The 23034-nt window shown below is 40.2% G+C and carries 14 protein-coding genes and 1 pseudogene; 5 read left to right on the top strand and 10 right to left on the bottom strand.

Annotated features, from left to right (window positions below; translation table 11 throughout):
* Positions 1 to 3 precede the first annotated feature (3 nt).
* On the bottom strand, positions 4 to 3135 hold the full coding sequence (locus tag DXA54_RS03040; protein WP_120078956.1) for a SusC/RagA family TonB-linked outer membrane protein: 3132 nt from the start codon (positions 3133 to 3135) through the stop codon (positions 4 to 6).
* A gap of 190 nt (positions 3136 to 3325) precedes the next feature.
* On the opposite strand from DXA54_RS03040, the gene DXA54_RS03035 reads away from it, so the two are divergent.
* A complete protein-coding gene (locus tag DXA54_RS03035) occupies positions 3326 to 7444 on the top strand; it encodes a hybrid sensor histidine kinase/response regulator transcription factor (protein ID WP_120078955.1) in 4119 nt (1372 codons plus the stop codon).
* Positions 7445 to 7561: 117 nt separating this feature from the next.
* On the opposite strand, the gene DXA54_RS03030 is transcribed toward DXA54_RS03035, so the two are convergent.
* A complete protein-coding gene (locus tag DXA54_RS03030) occupies positions 7562 to 8524 on the bottom strand; it encodes a glycoside hydrolase family 18 protein (RefSeq protein ID WP_120078954.1) in 963 nt (320 codons plus the stop codon).
* Positions 8525 to 8796: 272 nt separating this feature from the next.
* Here DXA54_RS03030 and DXA54_RS03020 point away from each other — a divergent pair, with 272 nt between their 5' ends.
* From DXA54_RS03020 to DXA54_RS03005, 4 genes are all read left to right on the top strand, one after another.
* Entirely contained in the window at positions 8797 to 9666 is an 870-nt protein-coding gene (locus tag DXA54_RS03020) for a helix-turn-helix domain-containing protein (protein WP_120078953.1), read from the top strand.
* Between the two features lie 211 nt (positions 9667 to 9877).
* Positions 9878 to 10582 carry a succinate dehydrogenase/fumarate reductase cytochrome b subunit gene (locus tag DXA54_RS03015; RefSeq protein WP_120078952.1) on the top strand — a complete coding sequence of 235 codons (705 nt, stop codon included), beginning with the start codon at positions 9878 to 9880 and terminating at the stop codon, positions 10580 to 10582.
* Positions 10583 to 10619: 37 nt separating this feature from the next.
* Positions 10620 to 12599, top strand: a complete 1980-nt coding sequence (locus DXA54_RS03010; protein ID WP_120078951.1) for a fumarate reductase/succinate dehydrogenase flavoprotein subunit — start codon at positions 10620 to 10622, stop codon at positions 12597 to 12599.
* 36 nt (positions 12600 to 12635) lie between these two features.
* Positions 12636 to 13391 (top strand): succinate dehydrogenase/fumarate reductase iron-sulfur subunit, encoded by a 756-nt coding sequence (locus tag DXA54_RS03005; protein ID WP_009001188.1) that lies wholly within the window; start codon positions 12636 to 12638, stop codon positions 13389 to 13391.
* Positions 13392 to 14018: 627 nt separating this feature from the next.
* On the opposite strand, the gene DXA54_RS03000 is transcribed toward DXA54_RS03005, so the two are convergent.
* The 8 genes and pseudogenes from DXA54_RS03000 to DXA54_RS02965 form a co-directional block, all read right to left on the bottom strand.
* Positions 14019 to 14858 carry a helix-turn-helix domain-containing protein gene (locus tag DXA54_RS03000; RefSeq protein ID WP_008775267.1) on the bottom strand — a complete coding sequence of 280 codons (840 nt, stop codon included), beginning with the start codon at positions 14856 to 14858 and terminating at the stop codon, positions 14019 to 14021.
* A gap of 303 nt (positions 14859 to 15161) precedes the next feature.
* Positions 15162 to 16100 carry a fimbrillin family protein gene (locus DXA54_RS02995; RefSeq protein WP_120078950.1) on the bottom strand — a complete coding sequence of 313 codons (939 nt, stop codon included), beginning with the start codon at positions 16098 to 16100 and terminating at the stop codon, positions 15162 to 15164.
* A gap of 53 nt (positions 16101 to 16153) precedes the next feature.
* Positions 16154 to 17149 (bottom strand): DUF5119 domain-containing protein, encoded by a 996-nt coding sequence (locus DXA54_RS02990; protein WP_243647630.1) that lies wholly within the window; start codon positions 17147 to 17149, stop codon positions 16154 to 16156.
* A 9-nt stretch (positions 17150 to 17158) separates the two neighbouring features.
* A complete protein-coding gene (locus tag DXA54_RS02985) occupies positions 17159 to 18436 on the bottom strand; it encodes a DUF3575 domain-containing protein (RefSeq protein ID WP_120078949.1) in 1278 nt (425 codons plus the stop codon).
* Between the two features lie 231 nt (positions 18437 to 18667).
* Positions 18668 to 19146: pseudogene (locus DXA54_RS02980) on the bottom strand (DNA-binding protein).
* Positions 19147 to 19532: 386 nt separating this feature from the next.
* Complete coding sequence (locus tag DXA54_RS02975; protein WP_120078990.1) at positions 19533 to 21308, bottom strand: oxaloacetate decarboxylase; 1776 nt, start codon at positions 21306 to 21308, stop codon at positions 19533 to 19535.
* A gap of 229 nt (positions 21309 to 21537) precedes the next feature.
* Entirely contained in the window at positions 21538 to 21930 is a 393-nt protein-coding gene (locus DXA54_RS02970) for a hypothetical protein (RefSeq protein ID WP_004322958.1), read from the bottom strand.
* Between the two features lie 471 nt (positions 21931 to 22401).
* A complete protein-coding gene (locus tag DXA54_RS02965; RefSeq protein WP_032846614.1) occupies positions 22402 to 22623 on the bottom strand; it encodes a DUF4248 domain-containing protein in 222 nt (73 codons plus the stop codon).
* Positions 22624 to 23034: the final 411 nt, after the last annotated feature.

The following is a 23034-nucleotide window of genomic DNA, read 5'->3' as shown; positions in this document are numbered from 1 at the left end:
TTTTTAGTATGTAATATTAAATCCAAGGAGGAATGTACGTTGTTGCGGATATACCACTGCAGCTGCGGCAGTAATTTCAGGATCGACTCCAAACTTACCCACATTGTCGAACGAACACAAGTTAGAAACATTCGCATAAACACGTACCTTCTGTGCACGGATCGGTCTCAACAGTTGAGCCGGCAAGCTGTAACCCACTTCCAAGTTCTTGATACGCAGATAGCGTACATTGTGCAACCAAAAGTCACTATTCTTATTGTTATAGCTGAATTCACCTTTACGGATGGCCGGATAACGTCCCGGTATCCATTCACTATCCGGATCATACAAGTCGGCACGATGCCAACGGTCTTCCAACAAATAAACCGGAGAGTTTCCGTTGCCATGATATGCATTGGCCAACTCATAGTTCTGTCTCCATCCTTGCATAGCACCACCGGAAAGGTCGATATTCAAGTCAATGCCCTTCCACTGCAAACCGATATTACCACCAAATGACATGATAGGTGCCCAGCCTTCAGGATAACCGATAGGACGCTCATCCATACCATTGATGATGCCATCACCATTCACATCTTTATAGATAAAGTCACCAGGAAGCAGGGTGCGGTTATTATTTCCATCCAGGTTTACCGGATAATTACAAATTTCTTCTTCCGACTGGAACTGGCCGATTACCTGATATCCCCAATAAATACCTCCCCAACGACCTTCTGCAGAATTGCGATATTCATCCCAGGAGTTATTAAAACGTGGTTTGTAAGTCTCAATACTTTTGTAACGTGAGAAAGTAAAATTACCGCTTACGGTATAATTCAAATCACCGATATGGTCGGTCCATGTAACCATACCCTCCGCACCAATATAAGCTTGTTTGTTCAAGTTTTCGTTAGGTAGCGAATAGCCTACTTCGCTCGGAAGCAATACATCATAGCGGGCAGCCGGCACACCGGTAATATCCTTACGGAAAGCATCGGCTGTGATCTTCAAACGATTATTGAACATAGTCAAATCAAAACCGATATTCGATGTCGTATTCTTAGTCCAGGATAGATTTGTAATAGGTAATCCTCTTTGGTTCAATCCGGTAACCAGCTCGCCATCCAATACAGCATTACCATTATTCCAAGTATAACCACTCAAGTAATCGAACAACTTTACATCTTTTTCTGTACCTGTCTGACCGATAGAAGCACGAATCTTTAAATCATCTACAACTGGTCTCAACTTTTCAAAGAATTTCTCTTCCGAGATTCTCCAACCGATAGATACACCCGGGAAGAATCCCCAACGATTATTCGCTGCATAAAGATAAGAGCCATCATAGCGAGCCAATAATTCAATCAGATATTTGTGAGCAAAATCGTAATTGATACGACCAATCCATCCGGCACGTGCCTCGTAGCTCCATTCATCACCGAAACTGTTAAGTTCATCGAACTGCAATAGCGGCAAATAGTCGGTAGAAGGTTCTGTTCCATAAGTCTTCTTAGTCCAATCGTAATCGGAGGCTTCATAACCCAAAACAGCCGAAATATTGTGGTTCTTAATCTGTTTGGCATAATTCAATTGTAACTGCATATAACGCGCAGGAACGCTACGATCGATTTGACTTCTCCAACGTCCTACGGCAGGAGTCCCATTATAAGTCTCTTTCTCCTTATCGTAGGTATAAATCTGATAAGCATATTGATAACCGTCAAAACGACTGTTAGTATAATTGTACGAGAAAGTAGCCTTTGCAGTCAAACCAAATGAGAAATCATACTGCGCATAAGCATTGATATTGGCATTACGAGTCAGATTATCTTTATAGCCGGCAATATCACGGCTGAAAGCTGCCGGATTGTAACCATTCTCATGTACATTATTGATATACTCCGGATTATCATTAGCATAAGGACTTTCAATCGGTTGCATTTTGAACATAGACAAAATAGCCGAATAATATCCATCACCGCCAGGCAAACCTACATCTTCGGTCTTTTCGTATTTACCGCTGATCTGTGCACCGATCGTAAAACAATCTGTAATCTTTGTATCAATATTCAACTGAAGGTTGGTACGTTCGTATTTGAAGTCGCGCATCATGGCATCCTGTCCGGTATGAGCTACAGAAAGGTAGTAATTGGTCTTTTCAGAACCACCCGTCACGTTAGCGTTAATGTGGTACTGTGGCACATTTTTTCTCATCACCATATCATAATAGTCATAACTCTTATATCCCGGTTCCGTACCGGCTTCCCATTTCGCCAGTTCTTCGGGGCTATATAGCTTGCTTGGATCTTCACCTCTATTCTGCGCTGCTTCAGCCAACCCTCTTACATATTGTCCTGCATTTGCCAGTTTCGGGAAACGGGTCAGGTTTTGCCAGCCATAATATCCATTTACATTGATACTTACCTTATCATTCTTTTTACCTTTCTTGGTGGTTACCAAAACCACACCATTTGATGCACGCAAACCGTAGATAGCAGCAGAAGCATCCTTCAAGACTGTGATACTTTCAATATCTTCAATGTTTAGAGCATTAAAAACGTCACTACCGGAAACATCCGATGCCTGCAACCAGTCACGACTATTCATACCTCCATAAGGAATACCATCAATTACAAACAGCGGACTACCCATATTACGAATTTCGAGATTAATTCCCCTACCCGGACGAGCATCCACAGCACGTGTAGATACACCTGCTATTTTACCGGACAATGCTCCAGCAGTGGTAGTAGAAACAGAACGTGTCAACGCATCAGACTTGACATCACTGATTGCTCCGGTCAAACTTTTCTTGGTTTGTGTACCATAACCTACCACTACAACTTCATCCAAAGTTTCGGTATCTTCTTCAAGAACAATCTGAAGACGTGCCTTTTCGCCAATCTTCACTTCTTTAGTCTTATAACCAATAAACGAGACTGCCAGTGTTCCATTCTTATCATCTACATTGATTGTAAAATTACCATCAATGTCTGTAATTGTCCCATTAGAAGTTCCCTTTACAGTTACATTGGCACCAATGATATCCTCTCCCCTTACATCAGCTACATGTCCTGTAACTTGTGTTTGTGCAAATGCAACAGCAGACAGAAACAGCTGTATGATACATATGCATAAGATTCTTAAATACCTCATAAATTAGAATTTAAAGATTAAACATTTTTTATTGTTTTTTCGAACACAAATATACGTCATTGATATAGACTGAATAAACAAAAATCATGCATAAGAGCTACACAAATCATGCAATGAACGATTTACATACTCTAAATAAAATATTTATTCCTATTTTTGGACTTGTAATTGAAACAAATAAGCACAAGTTATGAAAAAACACATTGCTTCTATTCTATTTTTATTCTTGTTATCAACTTTTCAGTTGATAGCCCAGTCTCATTCTGTAAAAAGATTGGGGATAGAGCAAGGATTATCAAATAATTATGTAGTCAGCATTACACAAGATAAACAAGGATTCTTATGGTTTGCCACAGAAGAAGGACTTAATAAGTTTGACGGTACCCGCTTTACTACTTACTATAAAAATGATTTGGCACAGAATAATCAGGGAATTACCGGCAACGAGCTTAACCGGGTGTATGCAGACACCAAACGTCCTATTATTTGGATAGCCACTCAACGAGACGGACTAAATGCATACAATTATAATGAGCAAACATTTACCGCTTATCAACATAACCCGGAAAATCCACATAGTCTGATTACGAATGACGTAACAGACATTTCTCCTTCCACTCAACATGATGATGGTTTATGGATTAGTACCTATTATAGAGGTATAGAATACCTTGATATCACCAGCGGACAATTCACTCATTATAATAAAAGTACAGTTCCCGGTCTACCTTGCGACCAGACATGGACAGTATTGGACGGAGGTGATGGAAATTTGTATATCGGGCATGTCGGAAGCGGGTTCAGTATTTTTTCTCCAAAAGACAAGAGCGTAAAAAACTTCCGGAACGAAGCCGGAAACCCAATGAGTTTGCCCGGTAATGATGTGTTTTGTATTATAAAAGATGCAAATGGAAATATCTGGTTAGGTACAAATAACGGATTGGCTCTATATGATGCTGCTAATGAAAACTTCATAATGTTCAAAAACAACAAGAATGACAAGTATGCTACTTTATGCAGCCGTATATTATCTATCCGCCAACTGAAAGATAATAGGCTTTGGATTGCTTCAGAACTCAATGGTATTGCCATATTAAACCTTAAACAAAGTATGTTCCTCTCGCCAGAAGAGATTTCTCTTGAATATATACAGGAGGGTGCTGATAGCCGAAGTCTTTCTAATGCAAGTGCCCGATGCATATTCCAGGATTCTTTTGATAATATCTGGATAGGGACATGGGGAGGAGGAATCAACTTTATCAGCAGTAAACCACCTTTGTTCACCACATTGAGCTATTCCCCTATTCCAAACAATGAGAACAGTTTGAACAACAAAGTAGCCAGTAGCCTCTGTATGGACAGACAAGGACGGGTTTGGATCGGAACAGACGGTGGAGGAATCAATGTATTTGAAGGAGAGAAACGTATCGCTATCTATAAAAAAGAGAGTGGAAATATTCCTTCGAATTTTATATTAGCCTCTTTGCAGGATTCAAAAGGTAATTTATGGTTTGGTTCCTACCAAGGGGGAATCAGCTATTATGATAACCGGAATAAAAAATTCCGTTCCATCTCTCTTATGGGGCAATCTAATCTGGATGTCCGTACGATCTATGAAGATACCCAGCACAACATTTGGGTAGGATACAGTGGAGGGATTGTTATATTGAACCCTCTTACAATGGAGATTATCCGACATTACAATACAGAAAACAGCGAACTACAAAGTGACTTTATACGCTCCATAACTCAAGATGAGAAAGGGCGTTTCTGGATTGGGACTTTCGGAGACGGACTTGGTATATACACCCCGGACTTACAAAAAATCAAAACGTTCACTCAAAGGGATGGTTTCTGTTCCAATACTGTCAACCAGATCATACAAGATAAACAAAAAAGAATGTGGATAGGAACAGGAGAGGGATTGGTTTGTTTCCTGTCTACCGATGAACTGAATTATAAGACTTATCAACGGAAAGACGGCCTGATCAATACAAATATCTGCGCTATAGCAGAAGACAAAAAAGGAAATATCTGGTTTAGTAACAACAAAGGTATCAGCTGTTATGTTACAAGCAAAGACTGTTTTTACAATTATAGTCACTCTGATGATGTACCGGCAGGAAGTTTCTCAAGCAGTTGTGTTACACAAAACAAGAACGGATGGATTTATTTCGGTTCTATCAATGGAGTATGCTGTTTCAATCCCGATATCACCATGAACGAACAACCAGCTCCGGCAGCAGTTATCACAGAAATGAAAATACTCGGACGGTTAAGCAATCTGGAAAACAATGACATGATTATCAATTTATCCAAAGGACAGAATGTAGAATTAAGTCATGCGCAAAATAGCTTTGGACTTACATTTAACGTACAAAACTACTCACTAGTCAACCAAGTGGAATATGTTTATATGCTGAAAGGGCTTGAAAACTCATGGTACACCGTCAATGAGAACAACAGCGTCACTTTCCGAAACATTCCTCCGGGAAAATATGAATTCCTCATCAAAGCAAGGGTACATAATCAAGAATGGCCCGAAGAAGCTACTTCACTTACCATCCGTGTCAATCCCCCTCTTTGGTTGACATGGTGGGCAAAGCTTATCTATATTTTGGTATCTATCAGCATCATTTACCTTATCCTGCATGCATATAAAAAGAAGCTGGATTTGGAAAGTCTCTACACTTTGGAAAAGAAAAACCATGAGCAGGAACAGGAATTGAACCAGGAACGTCTGCGATTCTATACCAATATCACCCATGAGCTGCGTACGCCGTTGACCTTAATCCTCGGTCCTCTGGAAGATATGCAAAAAGAGACCTCACTTCCGGTAAAACAAGCCCAAAAGTTATCTGTCATCCATCAGAGTGCACTACGGCTGCTCAACTTGATTAATCAAATACTGGAATTCCGGAAGACAGAGACACAAAACAAGAAATTGTGTGTCAGCAAAGGCAATATCGCTCCTCTGATCTATGAGATAGGGCTTAAATACAAAGAACTAAATCAAAAGACCAAGATTGATTTCCAGATTCAAATAGAGAAAGAAGAAATGCTCCTTTTCTTTGATAAGGAAATCATTACCATCGTTTTGGACAACCTGATTTCCAATGCGATCAAATATACGGAACAGGGACGCGTCACTCTAAGTTTGTATCAGACAATGCGCAATGAAGTTGCTTATACGGAGATAAAAGTCAGTGACACGGGATATGGAATTTCTGCTGAAGCCCTGCCACATATTTTTGACCGTTATTATCAGGAAAGCGGCAAGCATCAGGCATCCGGCACAGGCATTGGCTTGGCCCTAGTGAAGAATCTGGTCACCCTGCATGAAGGAGAAATCCGGGCAGAAAGTATGCAAAACGAAGGAAGTACTTTCTATATCAGCCTATTGACGGATAATATCTATCCCAATGCCTTACACGCAGATTCTACAGAACTGATTCAAGAAGATACGAATCAGGAAGCAAGCCTTGAATATCCACAAGAAACCACACTGGATACCGGCAAACCAATCCTGTTGATTGTAGAAGACAATGAAGAGATACAGAAATATATCGCCGAGTCCTTCGCAGATTCGTTCGAAGTACTCACCGCCTACAATGGAGAAGAAGGGAAGCAACAAGCTCTTAGCCGCATCCCAGATATTGTAGTCAGCGATATTATGATGCCTGTCATGGACGGTATCACTCTCTGCCGGCAATTGAAAGAAGACGTACGAACCAGTCATATCCCTGTCATCCTATTGACAGCCAAAGATTCTCTGCAAGATAAAGAAGAAGGATACGAAGTAGGAGCCGATTCTTATCTGACAAAGCCTTTCAGTGCTTCTCTGCTACGCAGCCGTATCAATAATCTGCTGGAATCAAGAAAGAAACTGATAGCTCAATTCCAGACACAATCCGTTCCGGGCAATCAGGCAGATTTAAAAGAAAAACGTATCGTAATCGCCGAAGCTCTAAGCAAGCTGGATAATGAATTTATTGAAAAAATCACCCTTTTAATCGAAGAAAACCTCTCTTCGGAGAAAATTGATATTACCTATCTTTCAGACAAGATGTGTATGAGCGGTTCCACCCTCTACCGGAAAATGAAAGCACTGACAGGATTATCGACCAACGAATATATCCGGAAAGTGAAAATGCAGAATGCAGAACGTTTACTGCTTGAAGGAAAGTTCAACATCTCTGAAATCGCCTATAAAGTAGGAATGAACAGTACGGGATATTTCCGCCAATGCTTTAAAGAGGAATTCGGCGTCTCGCCTTCGGATTACCTGAAGCAGATTATACAATCTTGAGAAAGGAAGATGTATCAGAAGTAGAATTTACTTTCATGTTGCTCTATCATTCAGAACAATAATGAAAAATCCCTTCTGATACCTCCCAATAGGAAACTCTGCGACCTGTAGGGGAGGTCATTTTCTTAATTCCTCAACCATCGCTTTGAGCAATGATTTAGAATCATCCAGCGGCAAATCTGTGGCTAAATCCCAACTCATCATGCCTTTCAGTCCTTGCTCCATCGCATAACGGGTCTTAGTGCGGATATTGTCCTGTCCGTCAAACACATATTTCTCTCCCTTATATATTACTTCATTTTGTGCAGGTTCCGTAATCAGTCCCTCTTGTACAAAACTGAAATAAGCCTCTGTCTTCTTCGAATTATCCTTTGTCACACCATAGAAAGGAACTCCTGCTACCAGTTTTTCCTTCGGAATGCCATACTCCAATACCATCTGTATATCCGAACAATATTTCTCTATCGGAAAGCGAACCGGTGAAGGACCATAGCACTGAAGTGAAATAAAATCAACTGCTTCAATAGCTTCCTTACTAATCTTATAACAAACAGGATGCAGAGATACACTGAAAAGATACTTGTCTCCCAACACTTCCCGCATCTTCAGGATAGCCAAACTATAATCTTTATATTCTTTCTCATTTTCTGCCCACTCAAAATCAAGATCAATGCCATCCAGTTTATTCTTTTCCAGTACAGTCTTTATGTTCTTTGCAAACGTCGTACGAGCAGTTTCATCGACTACCATCGCTTTCCATTCGCCACTGGAAGCTCCCAGACGTATTTTCGCTTTTGTCCCTTTTACTTTTGCACGAACCGATTTAATCAATCCTTCCCAAGTTGTCACCCCTTTTCCTTGAAATGCAAGTGGATTCTCAAATGCAAGTGATCCGTCTTTATTAGGATGAACATTCAAGAAAATAAGGTCGTCACTTGCCCGCAAGCTTTCTGTAGAAATACGACCACGGTTGTAAAAATTGCCCCGCACATAAGAACTGACCATATAGTCTTGTTGTGCAAACAATGATAATCCAACAAACACAAAAAAGAAGAATACAATTTTTCTTAGCATTAACATAATGATTGATAATTAAAACGTTTAGATTACAAAAATACGCATATCAAAGGGAAACAGATGTTCAAAAACAACTATAATACTTCCAAAAATCAACAGAACGTTTTCTATTCAGAAATCTAAAACAGATAAATATTGAATTTTCTAACCTCATTTAGAGGGATAAGAATAATATTCGCAGGTTTCTACTAAAACATAAATAAAAGAAAGAGTTCCATTTTCCGCAAAAAAGCCTATCTTTGTTCCGTCAAGATAATAAATCATGAATAAAACTCATGCCAGGAGATTCATTTTGCATACAATATACCAACTGTACGGGATGCCCCAAAGCCACTGAAAATATCCTTGTATATAGAAATTTACCCAAAGGAGAGCATATCCCCAAGGATAAGTGTACGCAGAATTGTATGCTTTTTATGATAAAGGGTGAATTACTGATCAACAGCGAAGAATATCCCGGAAATACACTGCGCGAAAAGCAGTTTATCCTGCAAGCTATCGGTTCCAAGGTTGAAATATTGGCACTGACAGATGTTGAATATGTTGTCTATTGGTTCAACGAACTACCTCTGCTCTGCGAAGAACGGTACAAAGAAATGATGGAACAGACAGGAGCCCCATTGACCTACACTCCGCTTGTCATGAGTGAAAGACTGTACCATCTTGTCACCAGTATGCCCGAATTCCTCGGCGAAGAAAACCTTTGTAGCAAGTATATCGACTTAAAATGCAAAGAACTGGTTTTCTTGATTACCAACTTCTATCCGCTGCCCCAGCTAGGTTCATTCTTCTATCCGATCAGCACTTATACGGAAAGTTTCCACTATTTCGTCATGCAGAATTACAGCAACGTGAAGAACGTTGAAGAATTTGCGCATCTGGGAGGATATACGACCACTACTTTCCGCCGCCTTTTCAAAAACCTCTATGGTATGCCCGTATACGAATGGATACTGGAAAAGAAACGGGAAGGAATCCTGGAAGACCTGCAGTACACCAAAATGCGAATCACAGAAATCTGTAACAAATACGGATTCGACTCCCTGTCTCATTTCGCCCACTTTTGTAAAGACTCTTTCGGAGATACCCCACGCGCTTTACGCAAGAAAGCAGCCGGTGGTGAGAAAATCGGAAAAGTACAATAAACAGTCCCATCCTACTAATGTGCCAATCAGTTGCACCATGCGTACATACTGGTTGGCATATTGATACATTAGCGCATTGATTCATTATTAAAGAATTATTTCTTTAATTCCTTGCTCAATCAATCTATTTCCCCTATTTTTGCAGTCTGTAAGAGGTGTAAAACGTCGAAATTTTAGTTCTAACAATTAAATAATTTAAATTCAATCATTTATGTGGTTAAGTAATTCATCTGTAGGAAGGAAAGTGGTGATGAGCGTTACCGGTATCGCCCTTGTCCTGTTTCTAACATTTCACATGGCGATGAACTTGGTTGCAATCATCTCGGCTGATGGTTACAACATGATTTGTGAGTTCCTGGGAGCAAACTGGTATGCGTTAGTGGCTACCGCAGGACTAGCCGCTCTTTTTGTGATTCACATCATCTACGCATTCTGGCTGACCATGCAGAATCGCAAAGCGCGTGGTAGCGAACGCTATGCAGTGGTCGACAAGCCGAAGACTGTAGAGTGGGCTTCTCAAAACATGTTGGTACTGGGTCTTATCGTAATCGTAGGTCTTGGTTTGCACCTCTTCAACTTCTGGGCAAAAATGCAGTTGCCGGAATTGGTTCACAACATGGGCGGACACGCTGATACACTGACGCTGGCTTATGCGGCAAACGGCGCTTATCACATTCAGCAGACTTTCTCTTGCCCGGTTTACGTAGTTCTTTACCTCGTTTGGCTATTTGCTTTGTGGTTCCACCTGACTCACGGTTTCTGGAGCTCTATGCAATCACTGGGATGGAACAACAAAGTATGGATCGATCGTTGGAAATGTATCTCTAACATCTATACTACGATTGTTGTACTCGGTTTCGCACTGGTAGTAGTGGTATTCTTCGTGAAAACACTGATTTGTGGCGGTGCTTGCTAAATAGTAAATTGTAAATGATTAAATTGTAAATAATATTATGATCAAGATAGATTCAAAAATTCCAGAAGGCCCGGTGGCTGAGAAATGGACCAACTATAAAGCTCACCAGAAATTGGTGAACCCCGCTAATAAACGTCGTTTGGACATCATCGTTGTGGGTACGGGTCTGGCAGGTGCTTCTGCCGCTGCTTCACTTGGTGAAATGGGTTTCAGAGTATTCAATTTCTGTATTCAGGATTCTCCCCGTCGTGCACACTCTATCGCTGCACAGGGTGGTATCAATGCTGCAAAGAATTATCAAAATGATGGCGACTCGGTTTACCGTCTGTTCTACGATACTGTAAAAGGTGGCGACTATCGTGCCCGTGAAGCAAACGTATATCGTTTGGCTGAAGTATCCAACGCTATCATCGACCAATGTGTAGCACAAGGTGTTCCTTTCGCTCGCGAATATGGCGGTACACTGGACAACCGTTCTTTCGGTGGCGCACAGGTATCCCGTACTTTCTACGCTAAAGGCCAGACTGGTCAGCAGTTGCTGCTGGGTGCTTACTCCGCATTGAGCCGTCAGGTAAACGTAGGTACTGTTAAACTGTACACCCGCTATGAAATGCAGGATGTTGTCATCGTTGACGGACGTGCCCGCGGTATCATCGCAAAAAATCTTGTAACAGGTGAACTGGAACGTTTCGCCGCTCACGCTGTAGTAATCGCTACCGGTGGTTATGGTAACGCTTACTTCCTGTCTACTAACGCTATGGGTTGTAACTGTACGGCTGCTATCTCTTGCTACCGCAAGGGTGCTGTATTCGCAAATCCTGCATACGTTCAGATTCACCCGACTTGTATACCGGTACACGGTGACCAACAGTCTAAACTGACTCTGATGTCCGAGTCTCTCCGTAACGACGGTCGTATCTGGGTTCCGAAGAAAAAAGAAGATGCTGTGAAACTTCAGAAAGGCGAAATCAAAGGAAGTGATATTCCTGAAGAAGACCGCGACTATTACTTGGAACGCCGCTATCCGGCATTCGGTAACCTGGTTCCGCGTGACGTTGCCAGCCGTGCCGCTAAAGAACGTTGCGACGCAGGTTTCGGTGTAAACAACACAGGTTTGGCCGTATTCCTCGACTTCTCTGAAGCTATCAACCGCTTGGGTATCGACGTTGTTCTTCAACGTTATGGTAACCTCTTCGATATGTACGAAGAAATCACTGACGTTAATCCGGGCGAACTGGCAAAAGAAATTAATGGCGTAAAATATTATAATCCGATGATGATTTATCCGGCTATCCACTACACAATGGGAGGAATCTGGGTAGACTACGAACTGCAAACCACTATCAAGGGTCTGTTCGCTATCGGTGAATGTAACTTCTCCGACCACGGTGCAAACCGCCTCGGTGCTTCTGCATTGATGCAAGGTTTGGCTGACGGTTACTTCGTATTGCCTTATACAATCCAGAATTATCTGGCAGATCAAATCACTGTTCCTCGTTTCTCTACTGATCTTCCTGAATTTGCTGAAGCAGAAAAAGCAGTTCAAGCTAAGATCGACAAGTTCATGAGTATCCAGGGTAAAGAATCTGTTGATTCTATCCACAAGAAACTGGGTCATGTCATGTGGGAATATGTAGGTATGGGACGTACGGCAGAAGGCTTGAAGAAAGGTATTGCCGAATTGAAAGAAATCCGCAAGGAATTCGAAACGAATCTGTTTATCCCCGGTTCCAAAGAAGGTATGAACGTAGAGCTTGACAAAGCAATCCGTCTGTACGACTTCATCACAATGGGTGAGCTTGTTGCTTACGATGCATTGAACCGTAACGAAAGTTGTGGTGGTCACTTCCGTGAAGAATACCAGACTGAAGAAGGAGAAGCTAAACGTGATGACGAAAACTTCTTCTATGTAGCATGTTGGGAATATCAAGGTGACGATGAAAAAGCTCCGGTATTATACAAAGAGCCGTTGGTATACGAAGCTATCAAGGTTCAAACCCGTAACTACAAGAGCTAATCGGTGAAGTTAAACATTTAAAAGAATTAGAAGAAAATGGATAAAAATATATCATTTACACTGAAGGTATGGCGCCAAGCTGGTCCGAAGGCTAAAGGTGCTTTTGAAACCTACCAAATGAAAGATATCCCTGGCGATACTTCCTTCCTCGAAATGCTGGATATTCTGAACGAACAGCTCATCAGCGAAAGAAAAGAACCGGTAGTATTCGACCATGACTGCCGCGAAGGTATTTGCGGTATGTGTTCTCTTTACATCAACGGACACCCGCACGGTCCTGCAACAGGTGCTACTACTTGTCAGATCTATATGCGTCGTTTCCAGGATGGTGATACGATCACTGTTGAACCTTGGCGTTCGGCCGGTTTCCCAGTCATCAAGGACTTGATGGTAGACCGTACAGCTTATGACAAGATTATGCAAGCTGGTGGTTACGTGAGCGTACGCACAGGTGCTCCGCAGGATGCTAACGCTATCCTGATCGCAAAACCTATCGCTGACGAAGCTATGGATGCTGCTTCTTGTATCGGTTGCGGTGCTTGTGTAGCTGCATGTAAAAATGGCTCTGCTATGTTGTTCGTCTCTGCAAAAGTTAGCCAGTTGAACTTGCTGCCGCAAGGTAAACCGGAAGCTTTGCGTCGTGCAAAAGCTATGTTGTCAAAGATGGATGAACTGGGATTCGGTAACTGTACAAACACGCGTGCTTGTGAGGCTGAATGTCCGAAGAACATCTCTATCAGCAACATCGCCCGCTTGAACCGTGACTTCATCATCGCAAAATTAAAAGACTAGAAATTGCTAGATTTCGAGAGCGAGAGCTTAATTTGATTAATGACAGAATCCCCTGCCGGCTAGTCCGACAGGGGATTTCTTTATGTATGAATGGATCATGATTATTATTAATACGGATCAGTAGTAACATGAACTTTTAATTCATAAGTTTCACCGATTTCACCTTATAGCCGAAATTGTTATGAATGAGAGAATTACGGGTGAAAGCGAGGATTGAAATAAGGTAAAATCATTCGTTATCGCTTTCACCTGTCTTATTAAAATATCCCTTGAGCTAAAACAATTATCATTATAGCTAATCCGGATATGCTTATAGCAAATCCGCTTTCAGGTGTTAATGAGTGAACTGTGCGGATGTAATACTTTGGCCGCCAGGTCTTAACACCTTAGTTCTCATGTGTTAATACTTGAGTTATTGCATCTATATATCCAGCATCTTGGAGCTATATGTCCAACACCTTGGATATATAGCTCCAACAGTCGGTATGAATAAACTCAATAGGTGAAACCGGGAAAGTTCAGTTTCACCTGAATTTCTCCCTTGCTTTCACCCGCTGTTACCTTATTCATCGGCATTTAGAGAATTGGGTGAAACCGGTGAACCGCAATTATTTTACATAGTTGCATTTATGAAATGTCTTGCCTACGTAAATTACGTGGAGAGGCACCAAAAGATTTCTTGCAGAAATTAGAAAAATGGGGTAAAGATTCAAAGCCATATTTATAGCATATCTCCGAAATGCTACATTTAGAGTTGTTCAAGTCGTCCAGAATGCCCTCTTTACGTCTCGCCAGCATCCATTCATAAACAGGTTCATGAAAGACGTTATTGAAGATACGACGGAATGTACTAAGAGTATATCCGCCTAATTGAGCGAGTTCTTCTACTGTCTTTACTTTCTTATAGTTTTGAATAACGAAGTATTGGAAACTGTTTACATATTTAGAGAGTGGATGCACCAAGCTTGAAAGATCATAATCGGAATAATAATATCCCAATACAAATGCCAATTCTTTCCGTTTCAGAGACAGCAAGTCCCGGCAGACTTTATCTCCTTTCAGATAAGTGATAGACCCATTGAGAAAATAGTGCAATTCAGGTATTATTTTTAGTGGAGCATAAATAAGTGGAGGAGATACCTCTTTCATGATATGATTGAAACGAAAATCACAAAACAGTTCGGGCTGAATAAAACGATAATAAATACACTCGCATTCGGTCATAGCAAGCATCTCAAACATAGAGCCAATAGCCTGAAGGATAAATTCACCTCCCTTAAGCATTGTCCCCGCATATTCCTTACTATTAACCAGCATTTCTCCCTTTAGCAAAAAAAGGATAAGATTTTCTTCACACTTTTGAGCTGGTTTATGAAAACCACGCTGATAAATCACATGAGTAATAGCATTACTCACCGCTTTCGGACATATTTGACAATCCCAGGTTCCTTGACAAATAGATGGCATACGTTTGCTGTGTTTGCACTTATTTTATGTTAGCAGCAAAAATATATGAAAGTTTTCATATTGCCATAAAAAATGGGAGAAAAGTGGAAAAGAGAGTATAAGTGGAGACTAGAAAAACTAAACTTTTAACCTAGAATGATATTCTATTTAGCTTTTAAAAACGAGCGATAGCATTTTAAGATATATTATTCTGTCACATATAAAAACTGCATAAATGAAGAATTAGTTTTCATTCATGCAGTTTTAGAATTTGAATATTATTTTCTTAACAATAATGCCATCTTATTCTTAAAGGTCACCCGGCTAAGGCTCCTTATTAGTCCAGTCATTGTTGTCAACATTACCAGTAATTGTCATTTCATTACCTGGTGTTAAAGCAATGGTGAAGACAATTCTTTGACCTACTCCCCATTCGTCAGTAGGAATATTCACTGTTTTTGTTTCGTCACAAATTTGAATTCCATCTTTTGTTGCTATATATTTTACATCAATTGTAGCTGTTGGTACCTGTGGAATAAGCATCAGAACTTTGTCATTACCCGTTAGTTCGGTAGCAGTTGCATCTCCAACAAATGTAGTCGCCGACGCCGACATATCAATTGTATAATTTTTAGTAATATCATCAGCCGTCCATTTATTTTCTTTCCAATCGTATGTTCCTGATTTTTTAATTCCTTTTAAAGCTAACTCTGTTACAGAGTAATTAACATCCTTATCAGCTCCTTTCAACTTAAATGCAATTTGAGTCAGGGCATGTTTAAAGCCTAAAGCAATGCCACTCTTATTTGTTGTACCATCGCCAGTCTGTTGAACTACTAAAAAATCTGATTGACTTGCAATGATATCATTAACAGTATAAGCTATTGTTGGATATCCAGGATAGGTTGTAGCAGCTGTATAGGTAGTTCCAGTTTCTCCAACAGGGCTATATGCAAAGAAAGTAACATTGTCACTTGATGGCCAATAAAATTTCTGACTAGCCATCTCACTCCAAACATTTTCTTTCTTTTCATAAGTACCATCCACAATAGATGTAGCTTTTGTTGCAACAGCAAACTCGCCCTCGTGAGCATATCCATACACCTTAAATTTACTAAAATCAGCAGTAGTCATAGCAGTAGCTCTAGTTACCGCTGTATTAAAACCAATCTCTGCATTCTGTGCCGGATTCTCAAATTCTTCATTCTGTGAGCAACTCGTGATTGCTAAAGCAGCCGTAACTGCCAATAAAATCTTTTTCATAACTGTATTTTTTTAGTTTATAATATTATTATATTTTGTTTATGCTACCCATTTCAACTTACAGGTAATTCGACTTCTTTGTCTGGTCCCCAATCATCAACATTTCCATCAAAACCTCCTCCTCCATCAGGATTCGGTGGTGTTTTCGGCTTTTCAACTTCAATCTTATCATCAGGTGGTAACTCAATTTCCGGCGGCGGTTCCTGTTTTCCATCCTTGCCTGTTCCGACATCTTCAAGCGTACCTATTATTTCAGTAACATCAATCGTTTCTTCCTGCACTGTATTATCAGTTCTTACAAAACTCAATATCAACTTTACGTTACCTTCCGCACGGGTACTCCCACCTTCTACTTTCAACATTCGTGCCAGTACATCCCACTTCTGCTTAAAAGCTGTGAAATACGCCACTACCTTATTGCCCTCTTTCTTCGCTTCAAAACAAATAGCCTGTGAGGAAGACGCTCCATAACCTTTGCCTATCCGGTAACAATCTGACAATCCATTCACACACCCTACGACTGTCGTTACATACTCCAAACCCTTGACCTCTACTGTGAAAGAATATTTCTTCACTACAGATTCCAGTTCCCAATCCAGCTGAAGCACCTCTTCACTCTTCTCTATTTTCAGTTCATCTATATTCAACACATACAATGAATCCGGTGTCCAAACCATCTTTTCCGTTCCCGCAATCCCTAAACCATTGCAGTTTCCTGTGTAGGCTTCTATTGTTTCATAGGACTCTTCACCTCTGATACGTACATATTCTGTATTATAGTTGTAGACTACTACCGAATACCGTCCCGGAGGAACTTTCATTTCTCCACCTCGCACCGAAAGGTATTTATCTACTTTCCTGCCATCTCCGTTCTTCGGATAAAAAATCACCCGAACTCCCTCCGGCAGTTGATCTGTCACTCCATCCCAATCCAGCTTTATATCTACTCCACTTACAGGATAATCATCCAATATATCGCGACGGCTACACCCGGTCAGCATCAGCAGCGAGGACAGAAGCACAAGAAGCATGAATCTTGTATTTCGCATAACGCCCTCCTATTTCTTTGTTGTTATCAACCATACCAAAGAAACTTTTGCTTTGGTAGGACCAATAAAGTTATAACGCCCACTATTTGTCCATACAATATCCCCCTCATAAGGAGTATATTTCTTATATTCTGTTGTCAAATACCCTATGCCAAGACTGAACTCAAGAGAAAAATGCCGTGCCAATTGCCGTGCATATCCATAAGTCACTCCCGCAGCTCCATAGTACTTACCCTGATACCCATCTCCACGTAACTGGAAATCGTATATTCCACCTTCAGCATAAAGTCCTATAAAATGTCCGGTCAATCGGTTACGTTTCTGCCGGTTTCCCAGCCAATAACGTCCTTCCATCCCTCCAGAAAGGAGCTGATAGCAGAAATCGTGTTTACTATTCAACCACCACGGACATTTATATTCAGTATTCAAAGACCACCTCTTACCTATTGGAATTTCTATTTCTATATTCGGAGCCAATGCCAAATCATATAATAGATTGTTCTTTACTGCAAGCACTGTTTGGCTTTTCACCGGCTCTTCTGCCTCCGACATATCGACCTCACAGGTCTGTTTATCATCACTTTCTCCCACAGGCTTATCAGGTTGATTCTTCGGAAGCGCCTCTTCCTGATTCGAAACAAACAACCCGGAGACAGAAGATACCGGTTCAAAAACCTCTCTATCTATTATCGCAGTTTCCCCGACAATCGTTATAACAGACCGCCTCAATTCTGGAAATACATTACGAACCATATATCGGTAGGCGACTCCCCGATTTAGCTTACGCAACAGTCGCTTTCTTTTGGCGATATCATCCTTATGATAGTCGATCAACATCAGCACTTCTTCCCGGTCGGGTAAGTTGGTGTCAGATGCCACCAACTTACGAAACTCCAACCAATCCTCTCCCTTTGAACAAAAATGAATCTTATCAACATTATTAACTAATTCATATCGCCTCAAGAATTCCTTTATCGAGTTATTTCTCTTAGTAACCAAACTTTTATTATAAGACTCGTCACCATCAGGAGAAACAAAACTTGCTACATTTAACGCTGTTATATATTTCGTATCCAAGTTTCCAGACAACAAGGAATCCAATGCAATAATTACCTGATTATTATCCCTATAATAAGGATTCACATTCGTTTCATTCGCATCAAAATATATCACTACCCGTCGGATTGTATCATTTACAACAGTAAAAAATGGCACCGAAGCATACCCACTTTCTGGAAGGCTTAACAAAGCCATAAGAATAGCCAAGATAAAGATACCATGTTTCATTGTCGTTCGTTTCTGTTGACAAATATAGAAGTTAGAAAATAAATCAAATCATACTTTCAGGAGAAAACACAGGCCCTGAAAGGTTCTGTGAAACGATTGAAACGATTTTGCAAGTTTGAGGAGTATAAAAGCTGAAAATCATATAAAAAGAATGCACAGATTACCGATTAAGAATCGATTCTCTGTGCATTCACTAATTAAAGGCTTGCTTTAATACAAAGTCCAGTCCAATTATGCAGCCGGGTCCGGTGCTTCCCCTTTGCCATCATCGCCCGAATCAGGGTTACCCCCATTATTCCCCCCATTACTACTTCCGTCCGTATAATCCGTTTCAATTTCCGCACGGCGGGTAATACTCATATCTTCCAACGTATTTTTGAAGATTTTTCCCGGATAGAATAAGATCTTTCTCTGAACGATCGACTTGGATAAGACCTCCTTCTCGTCATCCGTACTCTTAGCACGGATAGTAGGAGTGAAGGTACCAAACTCACCTTCTTTCCATCATCAATATCCTCCGCCATCTTGTCCACCAGACCACTGACGACCAAATCTACCACTTTACGATGGACGCCACAAAGCTCACTCACTTTCCGACACATTTTTGCAAAACTCACCTTACCAGAACGAACCGATTTTGCCACATACTTTTCGTTTTTGTCTTTGTCAAAACCGAACACTCTTTTTGTTACTACGTACCCTAAACCCATAATTGTTAAAGTTTAATTGGTTAAAAAAATAAAGGTTATCTGTTTGTCATTCTCTTTGTTTGAATGACTCTGCAAAGGTATATCAACCGTAAAACGTCCGGTCCCCTTTTGTCTCCTTTCATCGTTTGGAATCAATTATCATCGGAAGAGAATATTGCTAGTTATCAACAGGATATATCAAAGAATTATTTTTTTCATAAAATGCGTATTTTCTATATTCAACACTCTAACTTATCAATGGATAGCCATTGAAATCCTAACAGCTAGAAGCCTTCCTGTAACTTTTACATTGAATGTCTACAAACAAAGAAGGCTGCAATCTCGTAAAAGATTGCAGCCCGATTTTTTATTGGAGACCCTCTATACCCTAGCTCTTATAGGAAGTCTCACGCAAAGATATCGCTCCGCAGAATATAACCGATAACATCTCCCTTACGTACGGTAGCGCCTTGTTGTGCACATATTTCCACCACACGTCCGGTAAATCCAGTCAGAATCTTTTCATATTCTCCCCATGGAGTAGAAAGATAACAAAAGACTTCGTCATGCTGATATTTGCGTCCGATGAAAGGAGCAATGGATGGACCCTCTACGGAAACTTCCCAAAGTACCTGTCCGTTATCAGGAGCAATGACCGGGTCTGCCTTGGCACGTTTCAACTTCTTGATATCTTCCTCGGAATAACCACTCTTTGCCATAGATGCATCCTTAGCATGTTGTAATTCATCCTCAAAACGTTTCTTGGCAACGCCCGACTTATAATCGCGATACTGACGATCGTGCATAGCCAGTTCAAAAAGTTCCTCGTCATCCTCTCCATACTCCCAGCCATTCTCATCCATTTCCTTGCGATAATCATCCAAAGCATCCGGATAATTCAACTGCGGATCAGTATCGACAAACTCATATCCTTTAGACTTCGCCAATTCTATAATCTCCGGAGCAAGCGTACCCGGCAGCCGTCCACTCTTACCCAAAATCATATCCCAGGTATGGTTGTCTATCATTGTCCAGCGCTCTTCCCCTTTTACCAATTGCATAAGATTCATCAATGCAACATTCTTCACATACTGACTGAAAGGAGTTACCAAAGGAGGATAACCTAACTTAGGCCACACATATTCCACTTCGTCGAAAAGCATTACCAGCAAATCGTCAAGACTAAGTTCTGGTTCGTTCTTACTCTTTAATATCATATTGATACCGGAATGCACTCCTTTCAAGTCTGCCATCATGGAACCCATCATACCACCCGGCAAACCACATTTCAATAAAAGCGAAGACATATATTTGTTGGTAGGATCCATGAAGTAACCCAAAAAGTCATCTATGAATTCCTGCGTCATCGCACGAGCCTTCATATATGCTTTCATATTAATATCCGGAACCTGAAAACCTAAATCTTTCAACATTGCCTGTACCGAGATCACGTCAGGATGCACTTTACCCCAAGACATGGGCTCCATAGCCACATCAATGATGTCCGCACCATTTTCGCAAACCTCAAGGATAGAAGCCATAGACAATCCCGGCCCACTATGACCATGATATTGAATCAATACATCCGGATGTTTCTCCTTGATAGTCCTGACCAATTGCCCCAACATACCCGGGCGACCGATACCTGCCATGTCTTTCAAACAAATTTCAGGTGCACCGGCCTCAATCAGCTGATCGGCAATTCGGGCATAATACTCAACGGTATGCACCGGAGAATACGTGATACAAAGAGTTGCCTGCGGAATCATACCTGCTTCCAGAGCATATTTAATGGAGGGAATTATGTTTCTCGTCTCATTCAGTCCACAGAAGATACGGGTGATATCCACCCCTTGTGCATGCTTGACTTTATACATTAATTTACGCACATCCGCCGGAACCGGATACATACGTAATGCATTCAAACCACGATCGAGCATATGTGTTTGAATGCCCGCTTCTCTAAAAGGTGCAGTAAAAGCACGGACAGCTTTATTAGGATTTTCGCCGTACAATAGATTCACTTGCTCAAAAGCACCTCCATTCGTTTCAACTCTTGTAAAACAGCCCATCTCAACAATCAATGGAGCTATACGTACAAGCTGGTCAACCCGAGGTTGATACTTACCGGAAGATTGCCACATATCCCGATAAACAAGACTGAATTTGATTTCCTTTTTCATCATAGCCAATAATAAGTGATTTTTTCGGTTAACTTCACATATACAAATATAAAGGTTTGTTTTGACATATAGTCAAAAACAACCTTTAAAAAATGGGTAAATAGAGATGTTTTACATCATAATGAAAGCGAACAACGTCTATATTCTTCCAACTATAATAAATAACAAATCAAATTGTCTAATGTTCAGATATATCCCCTTAAGAATCCAAAGGCTTCACGAAGTTTATTCATACTAAGGTTTGCACGAATGCAAATCGCTTTTCAAAGTCATCATTCGGTATAAAAAGGGTAAGATAACCATCAGGCATAATCCATCTATCACGAAGTTTATCATATTCAAAAGTACTATTGCAATAATTAATATAAGATGTTACATTAGTGGAGTCATTAAGATAAAGAATAGATTTATTACAGATATCATTTTCTAAAACACAAACTAAGACAGCATTGTCCACTACAATTTCAATGCCTTTACTTGCTTCCTCCTTAAACAAGTATTCATATATACACATCTCTTTTTTAAAAAATAATCTTTGAATGCGGCTACTTGTATTAGTGAGCACGCTTCTTCCCACATACAGTAAATTTTCAAAGTGTGAATGCAATTTAAGAGTATCCATTTCATCATTTTTTATTGTTATTACTCTGCTAAATATTTTATGACTGATCTCTCTCATTTAAGACCCTTGACTTGCCAGGTATAAATTATTCTCCAAAGTAACATATTCACATTCATATACTCACAATCATATATGATTGTATGATAAGTTTCAATTAAAATAAAGAATTACAAGAAAAAACATCTACCCATTCAAGATTACACAAATAAAGATGAAATGAGACTGTCTTTAATAATGTAGTGATTATTAACCAGACACACAAAGATTTCGTATATTTCTCATTTCAACACACCGAAAAAAGTTTATCTTTTCTGCATAAACGACTTTTGAGTTTCTAATAAACTCTCAACAAGTTTATTAAAAACCCGAATGTAGCTTTCAGAAGGATTTACGTTGAATTTATGCAACAAAAAAGGCTACAAACCCTATAAAAGGTTGCAGCCTCAAGCTTTTAATCGGGTCGTCTATACCCTAATACTCATAAGGATCTCCTAGATGTTTTGTTATAATCTTATACTGTTTCATCGTCAAATAACGATGATTATACGGCATATAACCAGTCGGTACAAGCTCTTTGGTCAACGGGTTACAGTCTTTAATCCATCGGCTCAGACAACGCACTGCATTTTTACTGGTCGTACATCCGGGGAAGTACAATGCAGCTAATACAGCAAAAGATAAGATTCGTCTCATTTCGTTTTTAAAGTTTTAATTTGTCGTTTCATTGTTTCTTTCGTTCTACAAATATACAACATCAAAAAGCGTTTGTCAAGTCATTTGGGATTTTATCGTTAATATAAAGGAATACCCACCTTTATTAACCCAATTACTAAGCAATTGAAACAGATTGAGCATTCTCAATATTTAACGCTAGAATTAAGTCTAATGCTCACAAAAAGAAACTTAAAAATACTTATACGAAAATGACAATCTTTAAATCACAAGAAATAACATGTTTATATTAAAAAGAGATACATGAATGGATTGTGATTTACTTTTAAATTAGTAACTTTGAACCATTGGAAACAATAGAAATTAAAAAAAAGTCAGCCAGCAGAGTTGTGATTTGCTTTCAAATTAGTATCTTTGAACCATTGGGAACAA

This window comes from Bacteroides sp. OF03-11BH (assembly GCF_003604005.1).
Taxonomy (GTDB): Bacteria; Bacteroidota; Bacteroidia; order Bacteroidales; family Bacteroidaceae; genus Bacteroides; species Bacteroides ovatus.
This window is presented reverse-complemented; position numbering and strand designations above follow the sequence as displayed.

What these genes read in the sequence shown, in the direction of transcription:
- DXA54_RS03040 (WP_120078956.1), bottom strand. Translation starts at nt 3,135, where the DNA reads ATGAGGTATTTAAGAATCTTATGCATATGTATCATACAGCTGTTTCTG.
- DXA54_RS02995 (WP_120078950.1), bottom strand. Translation starts at nt 16,100, where the DNA reads ATGAAAAAGATTTTATTGGCAGTTACGGCTGCTTTAGCAATCACGAGT.
- DXA54_RS03020 (WP_120078953.1), top strand. Translation starts at nt 8,797, where the DNA reads ATGCCAGGAGATTCATTTTGCATACAATATACCAACTGTACGGGATGC.
- DXA54_RS03010 (WP_120078951.1), top strand. Translation starts at nt 10,620, where the DNA reads ATGATCAAGATAGATTCAAAAATTCCAGAAGGCCCGGTGGCTGAGAAA.
- DXA54_RS03000 (WP_008775267.1), bottom strand. Translation starts at nt 14,858, where the DNA reads ATGCCATCTATTTGTCAAGGAACCTGGGATTGTCAAATATGTCCGAAA.
- DXA54_RS02970 (WP_004322958.1), bottom strand. Translation starts at nt 21,930, where the DNA reads ATGGATACTCTTAAATTGCATTCACACTTTGAAAATTTACTGTATGTG.
- DXA54_RS02975 (WP_120078990.1), bottom strand. Translation starts at nt 21,308, where the DNA reads ATGAAAAAGGAAATCAAATTCAGTCTTGTTTATCGGGATATGTGGCAA.
- DXA54_RS02990 (WP_243647630.1), bottom strand. Translation starts at nt 17,149, where the DNA reads ATGCGAAATACAAGATTCATGCTTCTTGTGCTTCTGTCCTCGCTGCTG.
- DXA54_RS03030 (WP_120078954.1), bottom strand. Translation starts at nt 8,524, where the DNA reads ATGTTAATGCTAAGAAAAATTGTATTCTTCTTTTTTGTGTTTGTTGGA.
- DXA54_RS03005 (WP_009001188.1), top strand. Translation starts at nt 12,636, where the DNA reads ATGGATAAAAATATATCATTTACACTGAAGGTATGGCGCCAAGCTGGT.
- DXA54_RS03015 (WP_120078952.1), top strand. Translation starts at nt 9,878, where the DNA reads ATGTGGTTAAGTAATTCATCTGTAGGAAGGAAAGTGGTGATGAGCGTT.
- DXA54_RS03035 (WP_120078955.1), top strand. Translation starts at nt 3,326, where the DNA reads ATGAAAAAACACATTGCTTCTATTCTATTTTTATTCTTGTTATCAACT.
- DXA54_RS02985 (WP_120078949.1), bottom strand. Translation starts at nt 18,436, where the DNA reads ATGAAACATGGTATCTTTATCTTGGCTATTCTTATGGCTTTGTTAAGC.
- DXA54_RS02965 (WP_032846614.1), bottom strand. Translation starts at nt 22,623, where the DNA reads ATGAGACGAATCTTATCTTTTGCTGTATTAGCTGCATTGTACTTCCCC.